The following is a 15,180-nucleotide window of genomic DNA, read 5'->3' on the forward strand; positions in this document are numbered from 1 at the left end:
CGCGGTTCGTGCCACTCTGCTCACATGGGGGACGACGAAGTCTTTGGCACCGAATTGGCCCGCAACCTGCAAAGGCTCGTGAAAGCCGCGGCCGAATCGGTCGGTTCGGGCAGGTCCAGCGAGTTGATCGACCGCGTCACCGGGCACCTTGGCGTGCCGCTCGCGCAGGCGCTGGTGGTCACGCATACCTTCGAGAACTGGGAGCACGCGACCATTCAAGCCGGGGTCGACGCGTATCTCGCCGAGCACGGGATCGGCACTGACTGGTTCGGCATCGCCGGCGGGTTGCGCGGCCATGAAGACCTGGTCGGCATGCTGGTCACGGCCAAACAGCACGGCAATTACGAGCTGGGCGCGGTCGACTACGCGACGGTGGCGGTCGGCCCGGACGAAGCGGCGGACGTCGTGCAGCTCGGATTGGTCGGTACAACCGCGCCGGACGGCTCGCCGGTGCTGGTCGGCGTCCGCGGCTCGGCCCCGCAGTACGGCCAGGCGAACTGCCGCCTCGAAGTAATCGCCGAGGACCGGCGGGCGGCCACCGAGACTCGCGACCGCATCGAAGCGCTGATGACCGAGCACGACGTGCTGCGCGGCCAGGTGATCGCGTTCGGCCTGAGCGAGCACCGCAACAACGAGCTGGTCACCTTCCTGCCGCGGCCGCAGCTGCGCAAAGAAGACGTGGTGCTGCCGGAAGGCGTTCTCGAAGCGGTCGAACGGCACACCTTCGGCATCGCGGAACACGGCGCGCGGCTCGCCGAGGCGGGTCAGCACCTGAAGCGCGGCCTTCTGCTCCACGGCCCGCCCGGCACCGGGAAAACCCACACCGTGCGTTACCTCATGGGGCAGCTCCCGGGCTGCACGGTCGTGATCCTGACCGGCGCTGCCCTGCGGTTCATCTCGCAAGCCGCTTCGCTGGCGCGCCGGTTGCAGCCGAGCGTCGTGGTGCTGGAGGACGTCGACCTGATCGCCGAGGACCGCAACCTCGTGCACGGTCCGACGCCGCTGCTGTTCAGCCTGCTCGACGCGATGGACGGCGTCGGCGGCGACGCGGATGTCACCTTTCTGCTCACCACCAACCGGGCCAGCAGTCTGGAGAAAGCGCTGGCCGACCGGCCCGGCCGAGTCGACTTAGCGGTCGAGGTGCCGTTGCCGGACGCGGCGGGGCGGGAAGCGTTGCTGCGGCTGTACTCGCGTGATCTGGAGTTGACCGCAGACCTCACCCCCGTGGTCGAGGCGACCGACGGCGTCACGGCGTCGTTCATGAAGGAACTGCTCCGCCGAGCGTCGCTGCGCGCGCTGGCGCTTCGGCCCGACGAACCAGTCCGGGTCGGCGACCCCGAACTGGGCGCGGCCCTAGCCGAGATGAACGACAGCGGTCTGACCAGGTCTTTGCTCGGCAGTCACGGCCGCAACGGGCCTGGGTAAAGATCGGCGTCCGACGGCAGCTTCGAACCGTGGAACCAGTCGTTCAGGAACCCGCTCAAGTCGCGTCCGGCGACGTGCGACACGAGCTTTTCGAAGTCCGCCCACGTCGCGTTGCTGTTGTGGTGCTGGGCGACCCACTCGTGCAGCACCTTGTCGAACCCCGGCTCGCCCAGTTCGCGGCGCAGCGCGTGCATGGCGAGGATGCCCTTGTCGTACGCGCCCTCGAACATGTGCTCCGGCCCCATGTCGACAAGTTTCTGGCCCCAGAAATCCGTGCTGCCCCTGGTGATCTCGACGGCCGCGCGGTAGCGGTCGTCCAGGTTCTGCCCCTCGCGCTCGCCCCACAGCCACTGCGCGTACGAGGCGAAGCATTCGTTCAGGCAGATGTCCGCCCACGAGTTGAGCGACACCGAATCGCCGAACCACTGGTGTGCGTTCTCGTGCACCAGAGTCAGGATTTCCGCCCATTTCGCATAAGTGGGACGGGTTTGCGTTTCCAGGGAGAAGTGGATGTTCTCGTCGAGGTAGATGCCGCCCGCCGCGCTCTGCGGGTACTTGCCGAACTTGCTCTCCAAAAACGAGATCACCTCGGGCAGCCGGCCGCCGGTGGCCTCGCGGGCTTCGGCGCCGGGTGCGTAGCCGGAAACGATCGGCGTGCCGTCCGGGAGCGTGGAGCGCTGCACGGTGAACTTGTCGATCGCGATCGTGGTCAGGTAGCTGGCCACTGGATTCGGATCCGCCCACGTCGCGGTGGTTTTGCCGTCCTTGGCACTCGTACCCTGCTCCCGGCCGTTGGACAGCACCGTCCAGCCGGTGGGCACGTGCGCGGTCAGCGTGAAGGTCGCCTTGTCGCGCGGGGTTTCGTTGACCGGGTACCAGAACGACGCCGAATGCGGCTCGCCGACCAGGTACGCGCCGCCGTCCTCGGAGCGGGCCCAGCCGTTCTCCGACCCGCCGTCGTGCGGGGTTTGCGCCGGAACACCCGAATAGCGCATGCGCGTCCGAAACGTCGTGCCCGACCGCAGCGGTTCGGCCGGAGTCACGACCAGCTTGTTCTTTTCCCGGCTGTACTTCGCGAGCTTTCCGTCGATCTCCACCGAGGTGACCTCCAGCCCGCGCAGGTCGAAGCCGAATTGGCTGAGGTCCTGGGTGGCTTTGGCGGAAACCGTGGTGTCGCCGTCGAGCCGGCCGCTCGGCGGGTCGTAGCTGACGTCGACGTGGTAGTCGAGCGCGTCGTACCCGCCGTTGCCGTCTTCCGGGAAGTACGGGTCGCCCGCGCTGCTCGCGCCCGGTGCCGGATGCATCGGGGGCGGCGGCGGAGCAGCGGGTTCGGCGGGGCTGCACGCGGACAGCGCAAGCACGCCGGCGAGGGCGAGGACGGCGGTTCGGCGGCAGCGCATTCCTTCACCCTAAAGGCAGGTTTGTGATGAAGTAGCCGCAGAAACCCGGGAGGACTAATGCGACCAGGCCTGATCGACTTCGGCGGCGACGAACGCCCCGGCGTGTCGATCCTCCTGCTGCACGGGCTGATGGGCCGCGCTCGCACGTGGTGGCCGGTCGCGCAATGGCTCAAGCGGTACGGCCGGGTGCGTGCCCTCGACGCCCGCGGGCACGGGCGCGCGCCGCACACCGGACCGTGGACCACCGAGCAGTTCGCCGAGGACGTCGCGGACGTGCTGGCCGACCTTGGTCCGTCCGTGCTGATCGGGCATTCGATGGGCGGGCTGCACGCGTGGGCCACTGCGGCGAAATACCCGGAGCTGGTGCAAGCGGTGGTCAGCGAGGATTTCGCCCCGGACCAGCGCGGACGCACCGTCGAGACCTGGCGCGGCTACTTCGAGAGCTGGCCGGTGCCGTTCGAATCGCTGGCCCACGTGCGTGAGTTCTTCGGCACCGCGGGCGACTACTTCACCGAATGCGTCGAGGAGCGCGAGGACGGCTATCACCTGATCGCCGACCTGGAGAACCTCTACGAGATCGCCGCCGAATGGGGCCGCCGCGACTATTGGTCCATTGTGGACGGTATTCGCTGTCCGCTGCTGCTGGTCGAGGGCGAGCACACCGCGATGCCGGCCGGGCAGCAGGCCGAGGTCGCGGCGCGGGTGCCCGGCGCGAAGCACCTGGTCGTGCCCGGTTCGGCCCATCTGCCGCACGCCGAAGCGCCGGAGACCTACCGCGGCGCGGTGGAGGCGTTCCTGTCCGGCCTGTGACGCCTCACGTGTGCCGCCCTCGCTGGCACGCGTGAGGCGTCCCCAGTCAGCGGGCCAGCTCGGTGCGCCACGCGGCGGTCGAGCGGTCCGCCGGCACGATCAACGGCCAGACGTCCGAGCCGAGGTAGGCGGATTCGTCGCTGGCCCGGGCCGCGGTGCAGCTGTCGCGGGAAAGCCCGTGCTCGGCGGCCAGTGCGGACACCGCGGCCGCGGTCGCCTTGCCGAACACGCCGTCGGTAGGCACGCCGAACCCGGCGGCGCGCAGGAAGCGTTGCGCGGTCTGCACCTGCGGGCCGGTGTCACCCGGTTTGAGCAGCGGCCACTCCGGCGCGTCGAGCCGGGCGACGGACAGGCCGAGCTGCTGGCCGACCGCTGTGCGCAGCTCCGGCAGCCGGTTGTAGAGCACCTGGCCACAGCACTCGGTCGAGTTGAAATCGCGGTGGCCCTTGATGAACTCGGGTGTGATGCCGTATTGGTGCGCGATGTAGGCGACGAGCTGCACGAGCGAGTTCCACAGCGCGGCCGGCACGTCGACCGTGCTGTAGAGGCCCTCGTTCTCGATGCCGATGCATTCGCTGTTGTGGTTGGCGACGTTCGCGCCCTGCACGTGCTGCTTCCCGCCGCGCAGGATTTCGAGGCTGCGGTGCCGACCCTCGGTGACGAAGCCGCCGCGGCTGTTCGTGAACTGCTGGCCGGTGTCGATCCAGCCGCGGGTGTCCATGTGGAAGTTCTGGATGTCCCGCGAGATCTGCAGCGCGTGCGCCAGCGAGTAGTCGGTGTTGTTGCCCGGGTCGACGGTGTGGTGCACCACGATGTACGTGGGCTTGTGGTTCTCCACCACGATCGCGCCCGAGGGCGGCCGGGCGTTCCACTCGGCCGTCGAATGGATGACCGGAGTGGTCACCGCGGCCGCGGATCTCGCCGTGGCGAAGCCCAAAGCGCCCACGGCGGTGACGGTGAGGCCGCCCTTCAAGACGGCACGACGCGTTGCTTCCCCCATGCGGAACTCCTCAGCCTGCGAGTGCGACGGGGGAAAGCTAACCCGGCGCTCCGGAGGGGACAACTTTTTGCCGACTTTCGTCGTAGTGCGTCAGTGTTCCCCGGGAAGCGCGAACAGCCCGTCGCGGGTTTGCTCCAGCAGACCGTCCACGAGCAGCGAATCCAGGCACCGGTCGCGCTGACCGGCTTCGTGCCACACGACATCCAGCCGCGCCTTCTCGACCGGTCCCTCGGCGCCGCGCAGGACGTCCAGCAGCAACCCGCGCACCTGCCGGTCGGTGCCGGCGAACTTCTGCACTGGCTTGGCCGGACCGGCGTATTCGGGACGGCCGTTGAGCTGCCACGCGCATTCGGCGTAAATCGGGCAGTCCACGCACTTCGGCGACCGGGCGGTGCAGATCAGCGCGCCCAGCTCCATCAGCGCGGCGGACAGCTTCGCCGCGGGCGCGTCCTCGGCGGGAAGCAGCGCTTCGACATCCGCCATGTCGCGGGTATTCGACGCCGGGCCAGCGTCGCCCGCACCATGAACGGCGCGCGCGACGACGCGTCGGACGTTCGTGTCCACCACCGGCGCGCGCTTGCCGTACGCGAACGCCGCCACCGCGCGCGCCGTGTACGCGCCGATGCCGGGCAACGCGAGCAGCGTGTCCACATCGGACGGCACGACGTCGCCGTGCTCCTGGGCGATGACGGTGGCGGCGGCGTGCAGCCGAAGCGCGCGACGCGGGTAGCCGAGCTTGCCCCACGCACGCACGACCTCGCCAGTGGTCTCCGCGGCCAGCGCGGACGGCACCGGCCAGCGAGCCATCCACTCCAGCCAGATCGGCTGGACACGCGAGACCGGCGTCTGCTGCAGCATGATTTCGCTGACCAGCACGCCCCACGCCGAGCAGTCCGGCTCCCGCCACGGCAGGTCCCGGCCGACGTCGGCGAACCACTCGATCAGAACATCGGTGTCTACTGCCACTCCACCATTGAATACGAAAGCCCTTACTTGACCTCGGTCAGGCTCCCGGCCCGCACGTCGTAGACGAATCCGCGCACGTTGTCGTTGTGCAGGAGGAAGTCGCTGCGCCGGGCGCGTTCCATCGAGGTGCGCACGCTGTCCTCGACCTTGCGGAACGCCTCGACCGCCCAGGTCGGCCGCAGTCCGGTGGCGGACTCCAGCTCGTCCTTGAACTCCTCGTCGGTGACCATGGAGAGACCGCAGTCGGTGTGCTGGACGATCAGCACCTCGCGGGTGCCGAGTTTGCGCTGGCTGAGCGCGAGCGACCGGATCACGTCGTCAGTGACCACGCCGCCCGCGTTGCGCAGCACGTGCGCCTCGCCCTGCAGCAGCCCGAAGATCTCGAAGACCCGGATCCGGGCGTCCATGCAGGTCAGGATCGACACCTGCAGCGACGGCTTGGGGGAGGACCGGTCGCCGGGGACGATGTTCCCGATTTCCCGATTGCGCTTGAGCAGCACGTCGATGGAGGTCATGGGACACCTTTCGGCCTGTGCTTCCCGCGGGACACGGGCGTGGCGTCCATGCAACCTGCCCCGGCGCGCCCGCACAACGCGCTGGGCGGGAAATCACGGCAAAGGCTGGGGTGACTCGTGCGTGCTGATCACGGTTCTAACCGCGATCGCCACTCACGACTCACCCGCCGAACCAGGGCTCCTCGACCGTTCGCGGCGGCGCCGACGTCCTCCCGACCCGCAGCTCGGTCGGCAGCGTGATCACCTTCGGCCCGACCCGCTCGGCCGAGCTGAGCAGCAGCCGTCCGGCCACCTTGCCCTTCTCCAGCACCGGCTGATGCACCGTGGTGAGCCCGGAGCGTTCCGCCTCGGCGATCCCGTCGAACCCGGTCACGGTGAGGTCGAGCGGCACCCGCAGCCCGCGTCGGGCCGCCTCCGCCAGCGCGCCGAGGGCGAGGATGTCCGACGTGCAGACCAGGGCGGTGACCTGCGGATACGCGTCCAGCAGCTGCCGCGCGGCCGAGGCCCCGTCGTCCACCGTGTGGTCGAAGCGCTCGACCACCGGCACGGTCGCCCAGTCGACGCCCGCGGAGGAGAACGCCTGTGCCAGCGCCTCCAGCCGGGTGCGCTGCACGTGGAAGTGCGCGCCGCTCTGGCGTTCGGCGGTCACGAAGTCGTCGTTGCGCTCGCGGCCGAGCCGCATGCAGAGCACGCCGATCTGCCGATGGCCGAGCGCGACCAGATGGTCGGCGAGCTGCGTCACGGCGGCCGCGTCGTCCGGGCCGACGCGGTCCACGCCCTCGATCCGGGGCTGGTCGATGATCACCGTCGGCACCGGCCGTTCCAGGACGGCCGCGAGATGCGGATCGTCGTCCGGCACGGAGTACACGACGAACCCGTCCACGCCCGCGCGGTGCACCGCGGCGAGGTCCTCGCGACCGGGGCTGGCCGGCACGAGATGCAGGCCGACGCCCGCGTCCTCGCAGGCCAGCGCGAGCCCTTCGAGCACGCCGACGGCGGCCGGGTCGCGGAAGGCGTAGGAGAGGTTCTCGGTGAGCAGCAGTCCGACCGCGCCCGCCTTGCGGGTGCGCAGCGAGCGCGCGACCGGATCGGGTCCGGGGTAGCCGAGCCGCCGCGCGGTCTCGAGCACCCTGCGGCGCAGTTCGGGGGAGAGCTGGTCCGGGCGGTTGTAGGCGTTGGACACGGTGGTCCTGGACACCCCGAGTTCCGCCGCGAGCGACGCCAATGTCGCCTGCCTCCGGGTGCGAATAGGACGGCCCATCCGCAAACCGTAACGGTTCAGATCGTTTTCCAGAAGCGACACCCCTGTGGTGAGCGTCTCGATCCGTTCGGTGATCAAGAGCGGGTACGGCCACCCGGTGGAGTGAGGCTCGCCGTTCGGATGGGGTAAAGTGAATCTGACAACGGTTTCCATTAGCAGTTCGACTCAGGAGAGCCCGATGACTTCCCGCCGCACCACGAGCGTCCTCGCCGCCGCGTCGGCTTTGGCTGTGTTCGCGCTCGGCGCGTGCTCCAGCACGTCGTCCTCGACCGGTTCCGGGGCGGGAGGGGGAACGGGCGATCAGGTGAAGGTCGTCGCCTCCACCGATGTCTGGGGCAGCGTCGTGTCCGCCGTCGGAGGGGACAAAGTGCAGGTCACGTCGATCATTCACGATCCGTCGGCCGATCCGCACTCCTACGAATCGACCGCCGACGACGCGCTCGCCGCCAAGAAGGCGCAGCTGACGCTGGGCAACGGCGGCGGGTACGACGAGTTCTTCACCAAGCTTTCGGGTGAAGCGGCTTCGGCGAAGAAGCTGGTCGCCTACGACATCGCCAAGCCGGGCGAGGAGAACGAGCACGTCTGGTACGACCTGCCGGGCGTGGAAAAGGTCGCCGACCAGGTCGCGGCCGCGCTCGGCGAGATCCAGCCCGCGTCGAAGCAGAAGTTCGACGACAACGCCAAGACCTTCAAGGCCCAGCTCGACGGCCTGATCAAGAAGGCGGCCGCGCTGGGCACCGCGCACCCGGACACGAAGGTCGTCGTCACCGAACCGGTCGCGCACTACCTGCTCAAGACCGCGAACATCGCCGACGCCACCCCAAAGGCGTTCTCCGACGCGATCGAGAACGAGACGGACGTGCCCGCCGCGGCGGTCTCCGAATTCACCAAGCTGATCAAGGAGAAGCAGGTGAAGGCGCTGGTCAACAACGTGCAGACGGTCACGCCGCTGACCAAGCAGGCGGTCGCCGACGCGAAGGCGTCCGGGGTCGCGGTGGTCGACGTATCCGAGACGCTCCCGGCGAACGTCACGGGCTACATTGACTGGATGACCAAGGATGTGGACTCGCTGGCGGGGGCGCTGAACAGCTGATGTCCGTCCAGCTTCCGGAAGCAGGCCCCGCGGTCCGCGTGCGCGGGGCCGGGCTCGCCTTCGGCGACCGCACCCTGTGGTCCGGTTTGGACCTGGACGTCGAGCCGGGCGAATTCCTGGCCGTCCTCGGCCCGAACGGGTCCGGCAAAAGCAGCTTCCTCAAGGCGTTGCTGGGCATGCAGTCGCTGTCGGCGGGCACGGTGGAAATCGCGGGCGGGCGTCCGGGAGGCGCGAACCGGGAGGTCGGCTACATCCCGCAGCAGCGCGCGATCGACGATTCGCTCACGCTGCGCGGCGTCGACCTGGTCGGGCTCGGACTGGACGGCCACCGCTGGGGCCCCGGCCTCGCCGGTATGCGCGAGCGGAAGCGCCGGGTGGCGTCGGTGATCGAATCGGTCGGCGGCACGCGGTACGCGAAGCAGCCGGTCGGCCGGCTTTCCGGCGGCGAGCAGCAGCGGCTTCGGGTGGCGCAGGCACTGGTCGGCGACCCGTCGGTGCTGCTGTGCGACGAACCGCTGCTGTCGCTCGACCTGGCGCACCAGCGCGCGGTGAGCGAACTGATCGACGTGCGCCGGCGCGAAGCCGGGACCGCGGTGCTGTTCGTGACCCACGAGATCAACCCGGTCCTGCAGTTCGTCGACCGCGTGCTGTACCTGGTGAACGGCCAGTTCCGGATCGGCAAGCCGGACGAGGTGATGACCTCGGAGACGCTGTCGGACCTGTACGGAACGAAGATCGAGGTGCTGCGCGTCGGCGGGCAGATCCACATCGCCGGTGCGCAGAGCGCGCTGTGCGAGGACGAACCGCATCACCACGAGCAGGAAGCAGTGGGCTGAGCCTTGGACGGCATGTTCGACTTCGCCAAGACGTGGGAGCTGATCGCGGAACTGGACAGCGTCCGCATCGCCCTGATCGCGGCCGCGGTGCTCGGCTTGCTGGCCGGCGTCCTCGGCCCGCTGATCGTGATGCGCCGCATGTCCTTCGCGGTGCACGGAACGTCCGAACTGGCGTTCACCGGAGCGGCCGGCGCGCTGCTGCTGGGCGTCGGGGTGGAATACGGCGCGCTGGCCGGCGCCGTCGCCGCCGCGCTGCTGCTGGGAATCCTGGGCATCCGCGACGCCGACCGCGATTCGGTGATCGGCGTGATCCTGTCCTTCGGGCTGGGCATGGGCGTCCTGCTGCTGTCGTTCTACAAAGGACGGTCAGCGAACAAATTCGGGATTCTCACCGGCCAGATCATCACCGTGGACAGCACGAACCTGACTGCCTTGGTGATCTCCGCCGCCGCGGTGCTGGCCGTGCTGGCGCTGATCTACCGGCCGCTGCTGTTCGCGAGCGTCGACCGCTCGGTGGCCGAGGCACGCGGGGTTCCGGTCAAGTCCTTGACGGTGCTGTTCTCCCTGCTGGTCGGGGTCGCGACGGCGCTGAGCGTGCAGGTCGTCGGCTCGCTGCTGGTGGTCGCTCTGATGGTGACCCCCGCCGCGGCCGCCGCCCGGGTGACGGCTAGTCCGCTGCGCGCGACGGTGTTGTCGGTGGTGTTCGCGGAGGTCGCCGCTCTGGGCGGGATCGTGCTGTCGCTGGCCCCGGGACTGCCGGTAAGCGCGTTCGTGACTTCGATTTCGTTCTTGATCTACCTGGTGTGCCGGGTGCTCGCGTGGGTCCGCGACCGGCGGCGCGGGGTGCGAACCAGCCCGGCGGAAGCGGCCCCGGTTCCGGTCGGCTAGCGGTAGACGGACACCTGCTGGCGAGACACGGTCGGCCGGTCGATCTGGTCGAGGACGGCGGTCGCCAGGTCCGCATAGGACAGTGGGAGATCCGCTGCCGGGGAATCGAGCACGTCTCCGCCAAGCCGGTACTCGCCGGTGGCCGGCGCTTCGAGCGACAACCCCGGTGGCGGAGTGAGGACCAGCCAGTCCACCTCCGCGGGCTGCTCCCGCCAAGCGGCTAGGCCCTTCATCCGGGCTTCGGCGAACGGGCGCAGGAAAGCCGGGAACGCCGCGGGGTCTTCGAACACCCGGCCGCTGCCGGTGCGAAGCGTCGCGGCGAGACCGATTTCGAGCACCCTGGATCCCCGCGCGGCTTGAACGAGGTTCTCTGCCAAACGCACGTAGTAGTCGGGGTCGAAGTCTTCGAACGATTCAGGCGGCGCGGTAAACGGCGTCACCGCGTTCACCACCGCCGCGACCTCGCCCGGCACCACCGCCGCCACGCTGTCCTGATCAGTCAGATCACCCGCGACGACCGTGACGTCCTCCCCGAGAGCGGCCAGCCTTTCCTGCCGGGCGGGGTCGCGAACCACTCCGACGACCGGGCGTCCGCGACGCAGTGCCTCGGCGACGACGGCGAGCCCGGCTCGGCCGCCAGCGCCGAAAACGACGAGCGGAGCGTTTCGCTGTTCAGGCACCATGAGCTGGACGGTATCGACGGGAAACTGGTTACTTCAACGAAACCGGAGGCTGGCGAGATGACTGCCGACGCTCGGATGGACCCGTCGTGCCCGATGGCCGCCTTCCCCTTCCAGGTCGGCGGGAAATGGACCGGAATGGTCGTCGTCGCGTTGCTGGACGGCCCGCTGCGCTTCAGCCACCTCCGGGAAACCCTGGGCGTCAGCAGCGCGAAAGTCCTCGCCGAAACCCTGCGCGACATGACCCGCGACGGGCTGGTCATCCGCACCGACCACCAGGCCAATCCGCCGCACGTCACCTATGAGCTGACCGGCCTCGGGCGCAGCCTCCTGCCGGTCATCGACGCCATGCGCGAGTGGAGCGATCAGCACCTCGCCGATCTCCTGGCGCACCGCCAAGCCCACTCGCCCGTTACCGGATCGGATGCTGCGCCAGCGCCGACTTCACCGCCGCGATAAACCCTTCGTCGGTGAACGGCACCAGCCCGCCGGAGACATTCCGCTCCACCGCCTGCAACACCACCACGTGCGAGTTCACGAACTGGTCCACCGCCTTCGACTGCGGCGTCTTGTCCGTCGAATACGCCAGGTACGTGAGGTTCGTGAACGCCGCCTCCAGATACCGCGACGACGCGAGGCTGAACGAGTCGCCGTAGACCAGGGTCGGCTGGTCGATCGTGCCGACGATCGGCGGGGCCGAGCGGTGCACCGGTTCGTCGATGCTGCCGACGAATTCCCCCGCCCGGTCGGTGACGCCGTCCGGACGCAGGTCGTAGCGAGTGTTCGACTTGACGCCGGTTTGCCCGAGCAGCAACGGCAGGTCCGCGACCGCGTCGTACTGGCCGTCCGGGGCGCTCTGCCAGGTGCTCGTCGTGCCCGGCTTGATCGTGTCGGCGAGCGCGCGGGTCAGGACGAGGCCGCCTTCGTCGCGCCAGTGCGTGTCGTTCGGGGCGTAGATCGGGTGGCCGACCCGGGCCGCTTCCGCGGCGAGCTGCGGGCGCAGGTCGAGCGAATGGCCTTCGGTGGTGATCTTGTACCAGTCGTTCGGCGAGGCGGCCTGCGAGCACTCCTTGCCCGGATAGCTCGCGGGCAGGAACTGCGGCACCATCGTCGTCTTGTCCGGCGTCACCACGAACACGAACTTCCGGCCGGACGCCTCGACCGCCGCGCGCAGCTCGCCGATCCGCTTCATCGTGGTGTCGATGTCCTGGGTCGGCGTGCACTTCGCCTCGGAGTCATAGCCGTAGTACAGCCAGCCGTCGGTGCCCTGGACCACCTTGCGGTACCCGGCCTGGCTGGAGCCCGGTCCGCTCGGCAGCGACGGGCCGGTGTTCGGCGCGCCCGGCTGCTGCAGCGGCGGGGCCGGGATCGGGCCGGTGTTCGCCGTCGAGCCCTGGTCGAGCGGCGCGGCCTCGCCGAAGACGCCCTCGCTGATCCCGTTCGCCGCGTTGATCGCGCCCGCCCGGAACGACAGCTGGTCCGTCGCCCATTTGGGGAGATTGGTGAAGAACCCGAACCCTTCGCCGAGGCTGGGGAATCCGGCGAGCTTGTGGTTTTCGATCTCGCTCGGCCGGACCCCGACCACCCACAGCAGGGTCGGCGTCGCGAAGAACAACAGGGCGCTGACCAGTGCGGTCAGCTGCCGTTTGCCGTGCCGCGGGCGATGCAGCGCGTGCTCGCGGGGCAGGTAGGCCTCGTGGACTGCGGGCAGCTGCGGTGGCTCGGACACGGCACTGAGGTTAGTCAATTCGAGTGAGCCCGGCGCGAACAACCACCGAAAAATCAGCCGAGCATGAGGAGGACTTGCAGTTCGCCGACGAGGAACCCGATCACGCCGCCGACCGCGATCAGCTTCCACTCGTCCTGCCGGAACGCCGGCCGCAGCAGGCCCTCGAACTCCAGCGGCGTCAGCGCGAGCATCCGCTGCTCGACCATCTTCGCCACGTCCATCGCCTCGGTCAGGTACCCCTCGGCGTAGCGCGCGGTCAGCGGCAGTTCGGCCAGCGCCCGCTGCGCCGCGGCGTGCTTCATCTCCTGCAGCCGCTTCGTCCCGACGGCGAGCGCGACCACCGGTTTCGCGGCGCTGACCTGCGCGTCCACCGCGTGTCCGACGGCGCGTTCGACCATCGCCACGAGCCGGTCCGACTTCGGGCCGCGCAACAGGGCGTCGAGCAGATTCGGGACGGTCAGCACCTCGCCCGCGACCAGTTCGCCGTACTGGCGGGCCACCTCGGCGCGCCGCCGCTGGAACTTGCCCTGCAGGACGACCCGGCCCAGCCGCACCGGCTCGCGCGGCAGGAAGATCATCTTGATCGCCAGCCAGTCGGTGAACAATCCGATCGCACCGCCGAAAATCGGCAGCACCAGCGGCTGGTGGGTCAGCGCCCAGACCAGCGCCTGGACGAGACCGAGCACGAAGCCGAAGACGATCCCGGCGCGCGCGATGAACGTCATCTCCGGTCGCGACGTTTCGCGGATCAGCCGGACCAGCAGCGCGCGGTCGCGAGTAAGCCTCTCGACCGTCATGTGCCGGACGTCGAGGACCTCGTCCAGGTTGTCGCGCACCTCGTCCAGAAAGTCCCGCACCAGCTGCGGCGCGCTGGCCTGCACCTGCTTGATCAGCAGTTCCTGGGCGAGGGTGGGCATGACCTCCCACAGCCGCGGATGATGCTGTTCGAGCACGTCGCGGGCGATTCCGTCGACCGCGCGCAGCAGCGGCTGCTCGAGTTCCCGGGTGATGATCACCGGGTCGACGCGGGCGAAGACCTCTTTGATGTCGAGCAGGTTCGCGGTGAGCAGCTCGGTCGCGATCGCGGCCATCCGGCCGCCGTGCTTCGGCACCACGCCCTGCCAGCCGAGGAACGGCCGGATGCCGATGAATTCGAGCGGGCGGAACATCATCTCGATGGCGACGCGCTTGGTGACGTAGCCGATCAGCGCGGCGACGAACGGCATCGAGACGTACACCGGCCAGTGCCGCGCGAGTTCGTCCAGCACCGCGTTCACCGGGCCTCCCTCCCCGTTCCGGAAGGAAACCGTATCGCGCGCGCGTCCTAACCGAGGAGCAGCAACGCCTGCAGCTCGCCGACGAGCCCGCCGATCACCGCGCCGACCGCGATCAGCTTCCATTCGTCCTGCCGGAACGCGGGCCGCAGCAGCTGCTCGAACTCGAGCGGGCTGAGCCGGCGCATCCGGTCCACGATCGTGTTGCGGACGTCGAGCGCGTTGACCGCGTAAGTCTCCGCGTGCCGGATGGTGTCCGGCACCCGCTCGGCGGCTTTCGCGGCGGCGACCTGCTTCATTTCCTGGAACCGTTTCGTGCCCACCGCGATCGCGACGAACGGCTTCACGACGCTGGCCTGCGCGTCGATCGTCTTCTGCACCTCGCGGCTGATCAGCGAGAACAGCCGGTCCGATTTCGGCCCGCGCAGCACGGCTTCCAGCAGATTCGGCACGGTGATGATCTCGCGCGCGATCATGTCGCCGTAGTCGGCGGCCACCTCGTCGCGGCGCTTCTGGAACACGCCCTGCCAGGTGTAGAAGCCGAAGAACCGTTTCGGCTCGCGCGGCAGGAAGATCATTTTGAGCGCGAGCCAGTCGGTCAGCCAGCCGATCCCGAGCCCGAACAGCGGCAGCACGATCGGCGACTTCGTCAGCGACCAGACCAGCAGCTGCACGCAGCCGAGAATGAACCCGAACCAGATGCCCGACCGGGCGATGAACCGCATTTCCGGGCGCGAGATGTCGCGGATCAGCCGGTTCAGCAAAGCCTTGTCGCGCACCAGGTTCGTGACGACCATGTGCTTGAGGTCGAGCACGTCCTCGATGTTCCGGGAAATCTCGCGCATGATCTTCGTGATCGCCCGCGGCGCCTCCGCCTGCACGCGTTTCAGCAGCAGTTGCTGCGCGCCGGACGGCAGCATTTCCCACAGCCGCGGCTGGTAGGTCTCCATCACCTCGCGGGTGACGTCCTCGACCACGCGCAGCAGCGGCTGTTCGATCTCCTTCGCGACCTGCTCCGGGTCGAGCCGGGCGAAGATCTCCTGCGGATCGACGAGGTTGGTGGTGAGCATGTCGGTCGCGGTGGTCGCCATCCGCTCGGCGTTCGCGGGCAGCACGCCCTGCCAGCCGAGGAAGGGCCGGATGCCGACGAATTCGAGCGGCCGGAACATCATCTCGATGGCGACGCGTTTGGTGACGTAGCCGATCAGCGCCGCGATGAACGGCATGGAGACGTACACCGGCCAGTGCTCGGCGAAAGTGTGCACGCGTGTCCCCTCCGTGTTGCCTACGGAACGGTAACCCG

Annotated in this window: 15 protein-coding genes; 6 read left to right on the forward strand and 9 right to left on the reverse strand. The window is 69.0% G+C overall.

The annotated features are described in order from the left end of the window. The first annotated feature begins 24 nt into the window (after positions 1-24). Entirely contained in the window at positions 25-1,425 is a 1,401-nt protein-coding gene (locus F9C12_RS26895) for an AAA family ATPase (protein WP_409462212.1), read from the forward strand. Here the strand turns inward: F9C12_RS26895 and F9C12_RS26900 are convergent. Beyond that, entirely contained in the window at positions 1,401-2,825 is a 1,425-nt protein-coding gene (locus F9C12_RS26900) for a M1 family metallopeptidase (RefSeq protein WP_409462213.1), read from the reverse strand. The two genes, F9C12_RS26895 and F9C12_RS26900, sit on opposite strands and share 25 nt — an antisense overlap. Positions 2,826-2,882: 57 nt before the next feature. Here F9C12_RS26900 and F9C12_RS26905 point away from each other — a divergent pair, with 57 nt between their 5' ends. Continuing rightward, positions 2,883-3,635: an alpha/beta fold hydrolase gene (locus F9C12_RS26905; protein ID WP_409462214.1), complete on the forward strand. Its 753-nt coding sequence runs from the start codon at positions 2,883-2,885 to the stop codon at positions 3,633-3,635. A gap of 46 nt (positions 3,636-3,681) precedes the next feature. On the opposite strand, the gene F9C12_RS26910 is transcribed toward F9C12_RS26905, so the two are convergent. The 4 genes from F9C12_RS26910 to F9C12_RS26925 form a co-directional block, all read right to left on the reverse strand. After that, the gene (locus F9C12_RS26910) at positions 3,682-4,635 is read right to left on the reverse strand and encodes an N-acetylmuramoyl-L-alanine amidase (RefSeq protein ID WP_409184574.1); all 954 of its coding nucleotides are present in this window, start codon (positions 4,633-4,635) and stop codon (positions 3,682-3,684) included. A gap of 90 nt (positions 4,636-4,725) precedes the next feature. Next, entirely contained in the window at positions 4,726-5,601 is an 876-nt protein-coding gene (locus F9C12_RS26915; RefSeq protein WP_409462215.1) for an A/G-specific adenine glycosylase, read from the reverse strand. 23 nt (positions 5,602-5,624) lie between these two features. Continuing rightward, entirely contained in the window at positions 5,625-6,116 is a 492-nt protein-coding gene (locus F9C12_RS26920) for a beta-class carbonic anhydrase (protein ID WP_409184576.1), read from the reverse strand. 160 nt (positions 6,117-6,276) lie between these two features. Beyond that, positions 6,277-7,377, reverse strand: coding sequence for a LacI family DNA-binding transcriptional regulator (locus F9C12_RS26925; RefSeq protein ID WP_409184577.1), 1,101 nt, complete (start codon positions 7,375-7,377; stop codon positions 6,277-6,279). Positions 7,378-7,555: 178 nt separating this feature from the next. Here F9C12_RS26925 and F9C12_RS26930 point away from each other — a divergent pair, with 178 nt between their 5' ends. The 3 genes from F9C12_RS26930 to F9C12_RS26940 are packed head-to-tail and all read left to right on the forward strand — an operon-like array spanning position 7,556 to position 10,194. Beyond that, positions 7,556-8,470: a metal ABC transporter solute-binding protein, Zn/Mn family gene (locus F9C12_RS26930; RefSeq protein WP_409462216.1), complete on the forward strand. Its 915-nt coding sequence runs from the start codon at positions 7,556-7,558 to the stop codon at positions 8,468-8,470. Continuing rightward, on the forward strand, positions 8,470-9,306 hold the full coding sequence (locus F9C12_RS26935; protein WP_409462217.1) for a metal ABC transporter ATP-binding protein: 837 nt from the start codon (positions 8,470-8,472) through the stop codon (positions 9,304-9,306). Before F9C12_RS26930 ends, F9C12_RS26935 begins: the two co-directional genes overlap by 1 nt. A gap of 3 nt (positions 9,307-9,309) precedes the next feature. Then, positions 9,310-10,194 (forward strand): metal ABC transporter permease, encoded by an 885-nt coding sequence (locus tag F9C12_RS26940; RefSeq protein WP_409184580.1) that lies wholly within the window; start codon positions 9,310-9,312, stop codon positions 10,192-10,194. Here the strand turns inward: F9C12_RS26940 and F9C12_RS26945 are convergent. Then, entirely contained in the window at positions 10,191-10,877 is a 687-nt protein-coding gene (locus F9C12_RS26945; RefSeq protein ID WP_409462218.1) for an NAD(P)-dependent oxidoreductase, read from the reverse strand. The two genes, F9C12_RS26940 and F9C12_RS26945, sit on opposite strands and share 4 nt — an antisense overlap. Positions 10,878-10,934: 57 nt before the next feature. Between F9C12_RS26945 and F9C12_RS26950 the strand changes: the two genes are divergently transcribed. Then, positions 10,935-11,333, forward strand: coding sequence for a winged helix-turn-helix transcriptional regulator (locus F9C12_RS26950; RefSeq protein WP_409462219.1), 399 nt, complete (start codon positions 10,935-10,937; stop codon positions 11,331-11,333). Here the strand turns inward: F9C12_RS26950 and F9C12_RS26955 are convergent. From F9C12_RS26955 to F9C12_RS26965, 3 genes are read right to left on the reverse strand one after another with little or no spacing between them, the layout of a single operon-like run. Further along, entirely contained in the window at positions 11,287-12,603 is a 1,317-nt protein-coding gene (locus tag F9C12_RS26955; RefSeq protein ID WP_409184583.1) for an alginate O-acetyltransferase AlgX-related protein, read from the reverse strand. The genes F9C12_RS26950 and F9C12_RS26955 overlap by 47 nt on opposite strands. A 53-nt stretch (positions 12,604-12,656) precedes the next feature. Beyond that, complete coding sequence (locus tag F9C12_RS26960) at positions 12,657-13,880, reverse strand: DUF445 domain-containing protein (protein WP_409462220.1); 1,224 nt, start codon at positions 13,878-13,880, stop codon at positions 12,657-12,659. Positions 13,881-13,927: 47 nt separating this feature from the next. After that, entirely contained in the window at positions 13,928-15,103 is a 1,176-nt protein-coding gene (locus F9C12_RS26965; RefSeq protein ID WP_409467080.1) for a DUF445 family protein, read from the reverse strand. Between the last annotated feature and the right edge of the window lie 77 nt (positions 15,104-15,180).

Origin of the sequence: Amycolatopsis sp. GA6-003 (assembly GCF_046267895.1) — a bacterium.
In the GTDB taxonomy this organism is placed as follows: domain Bacteria; phylum Actinomycetota; class Actinomycetes; order Mycobacteriales; family Pseudonocardiaceae; genus Amycolatopsis.

Excerpts from the sequence above, each read along its gene's own strand:
- F9C12_RS26950 (WP_409462219.1), top strand. The coding sequence starts at position 10,935 with ATGACTGCCGACGCTCGGATGGACCCGTCGTGCCCGATGGCCGCCTTC.
- F9C12_RS26930 (WP_409462216.1), top strand. The coding sequence starts at position 7,556 with ATGACTTCCCGCCGCACCACGAGCGTCCTCGCCGCCGCGTCGGCTTTG.
- F9C12_RS26905 (WP_409462214.1), top strand. The coding sequence starts at position 2,883 with ATGCGACCAGGCCTGATCGACTTCGGCGGCGACGAACGCCCCGGCGTG.
- F9C12_RS26935 (WP_409462217.1), top strand. The coding sequence starts at position 8,470 with ATGTCCGTCCAGCTTCCGGAAGCAGGCCCCGCGGTCCGCGTGCGCGGG.
- F9C12_RS26910 (WP_409184574.1), bottom strand. The coding sequence starts at position 4,635 with ATGGGGGAAGCAACGCGTCGTGCCGTCTTGAAGGGCGGCCTCACCGTC.
- F9C12_RS26895 (WP_409462212.1), top strand. The coding sequence starts at position 25 with ATGGGGGACGACGAAGTCTTTGGCACCGAATTGGCCCGCAACCTGCAA.
- F9C12_RS26900 (WP_409462213.1), bottom strand. The coding sequence starts at position 2,825 with ATGCGCTGCCGCCGAACCGCCGTCCTCGCCCTCGCCGGCGTGCTTGCG.
- F9C12_RS26920 (WP_409184576.1), bottom strand. The coding sequence starts at position 6,116 with ATGACCTCCATCGACGTGCTGCTCAAGCGCAATCGGGAAATCGGGAAC.
- F9C12_RS26965 (WP_409467080.1), bottom strand. The coding sequence starts at position 15,103 with ATGCCGTTCATCGCGGCGCTGATCGGCTACGTCACCAAACGCGTCGCC.
- F9C12_RS26945 (WP_409462218.1), bottom strand. The coding sequence starts at position 10,877 with ATGGTGCCTGAACAGCGAAACGCTCCGCTCGTCGTTTTCGGCGCTGGC.
- F9C12_RS26925 (WP_409184577.1), bottom strand. The coding sequence starts at position 7,377 with ATGGGCCGTCCTATTCGCACCCGGAGGCAGGCGACATTGGCGTCGCTC.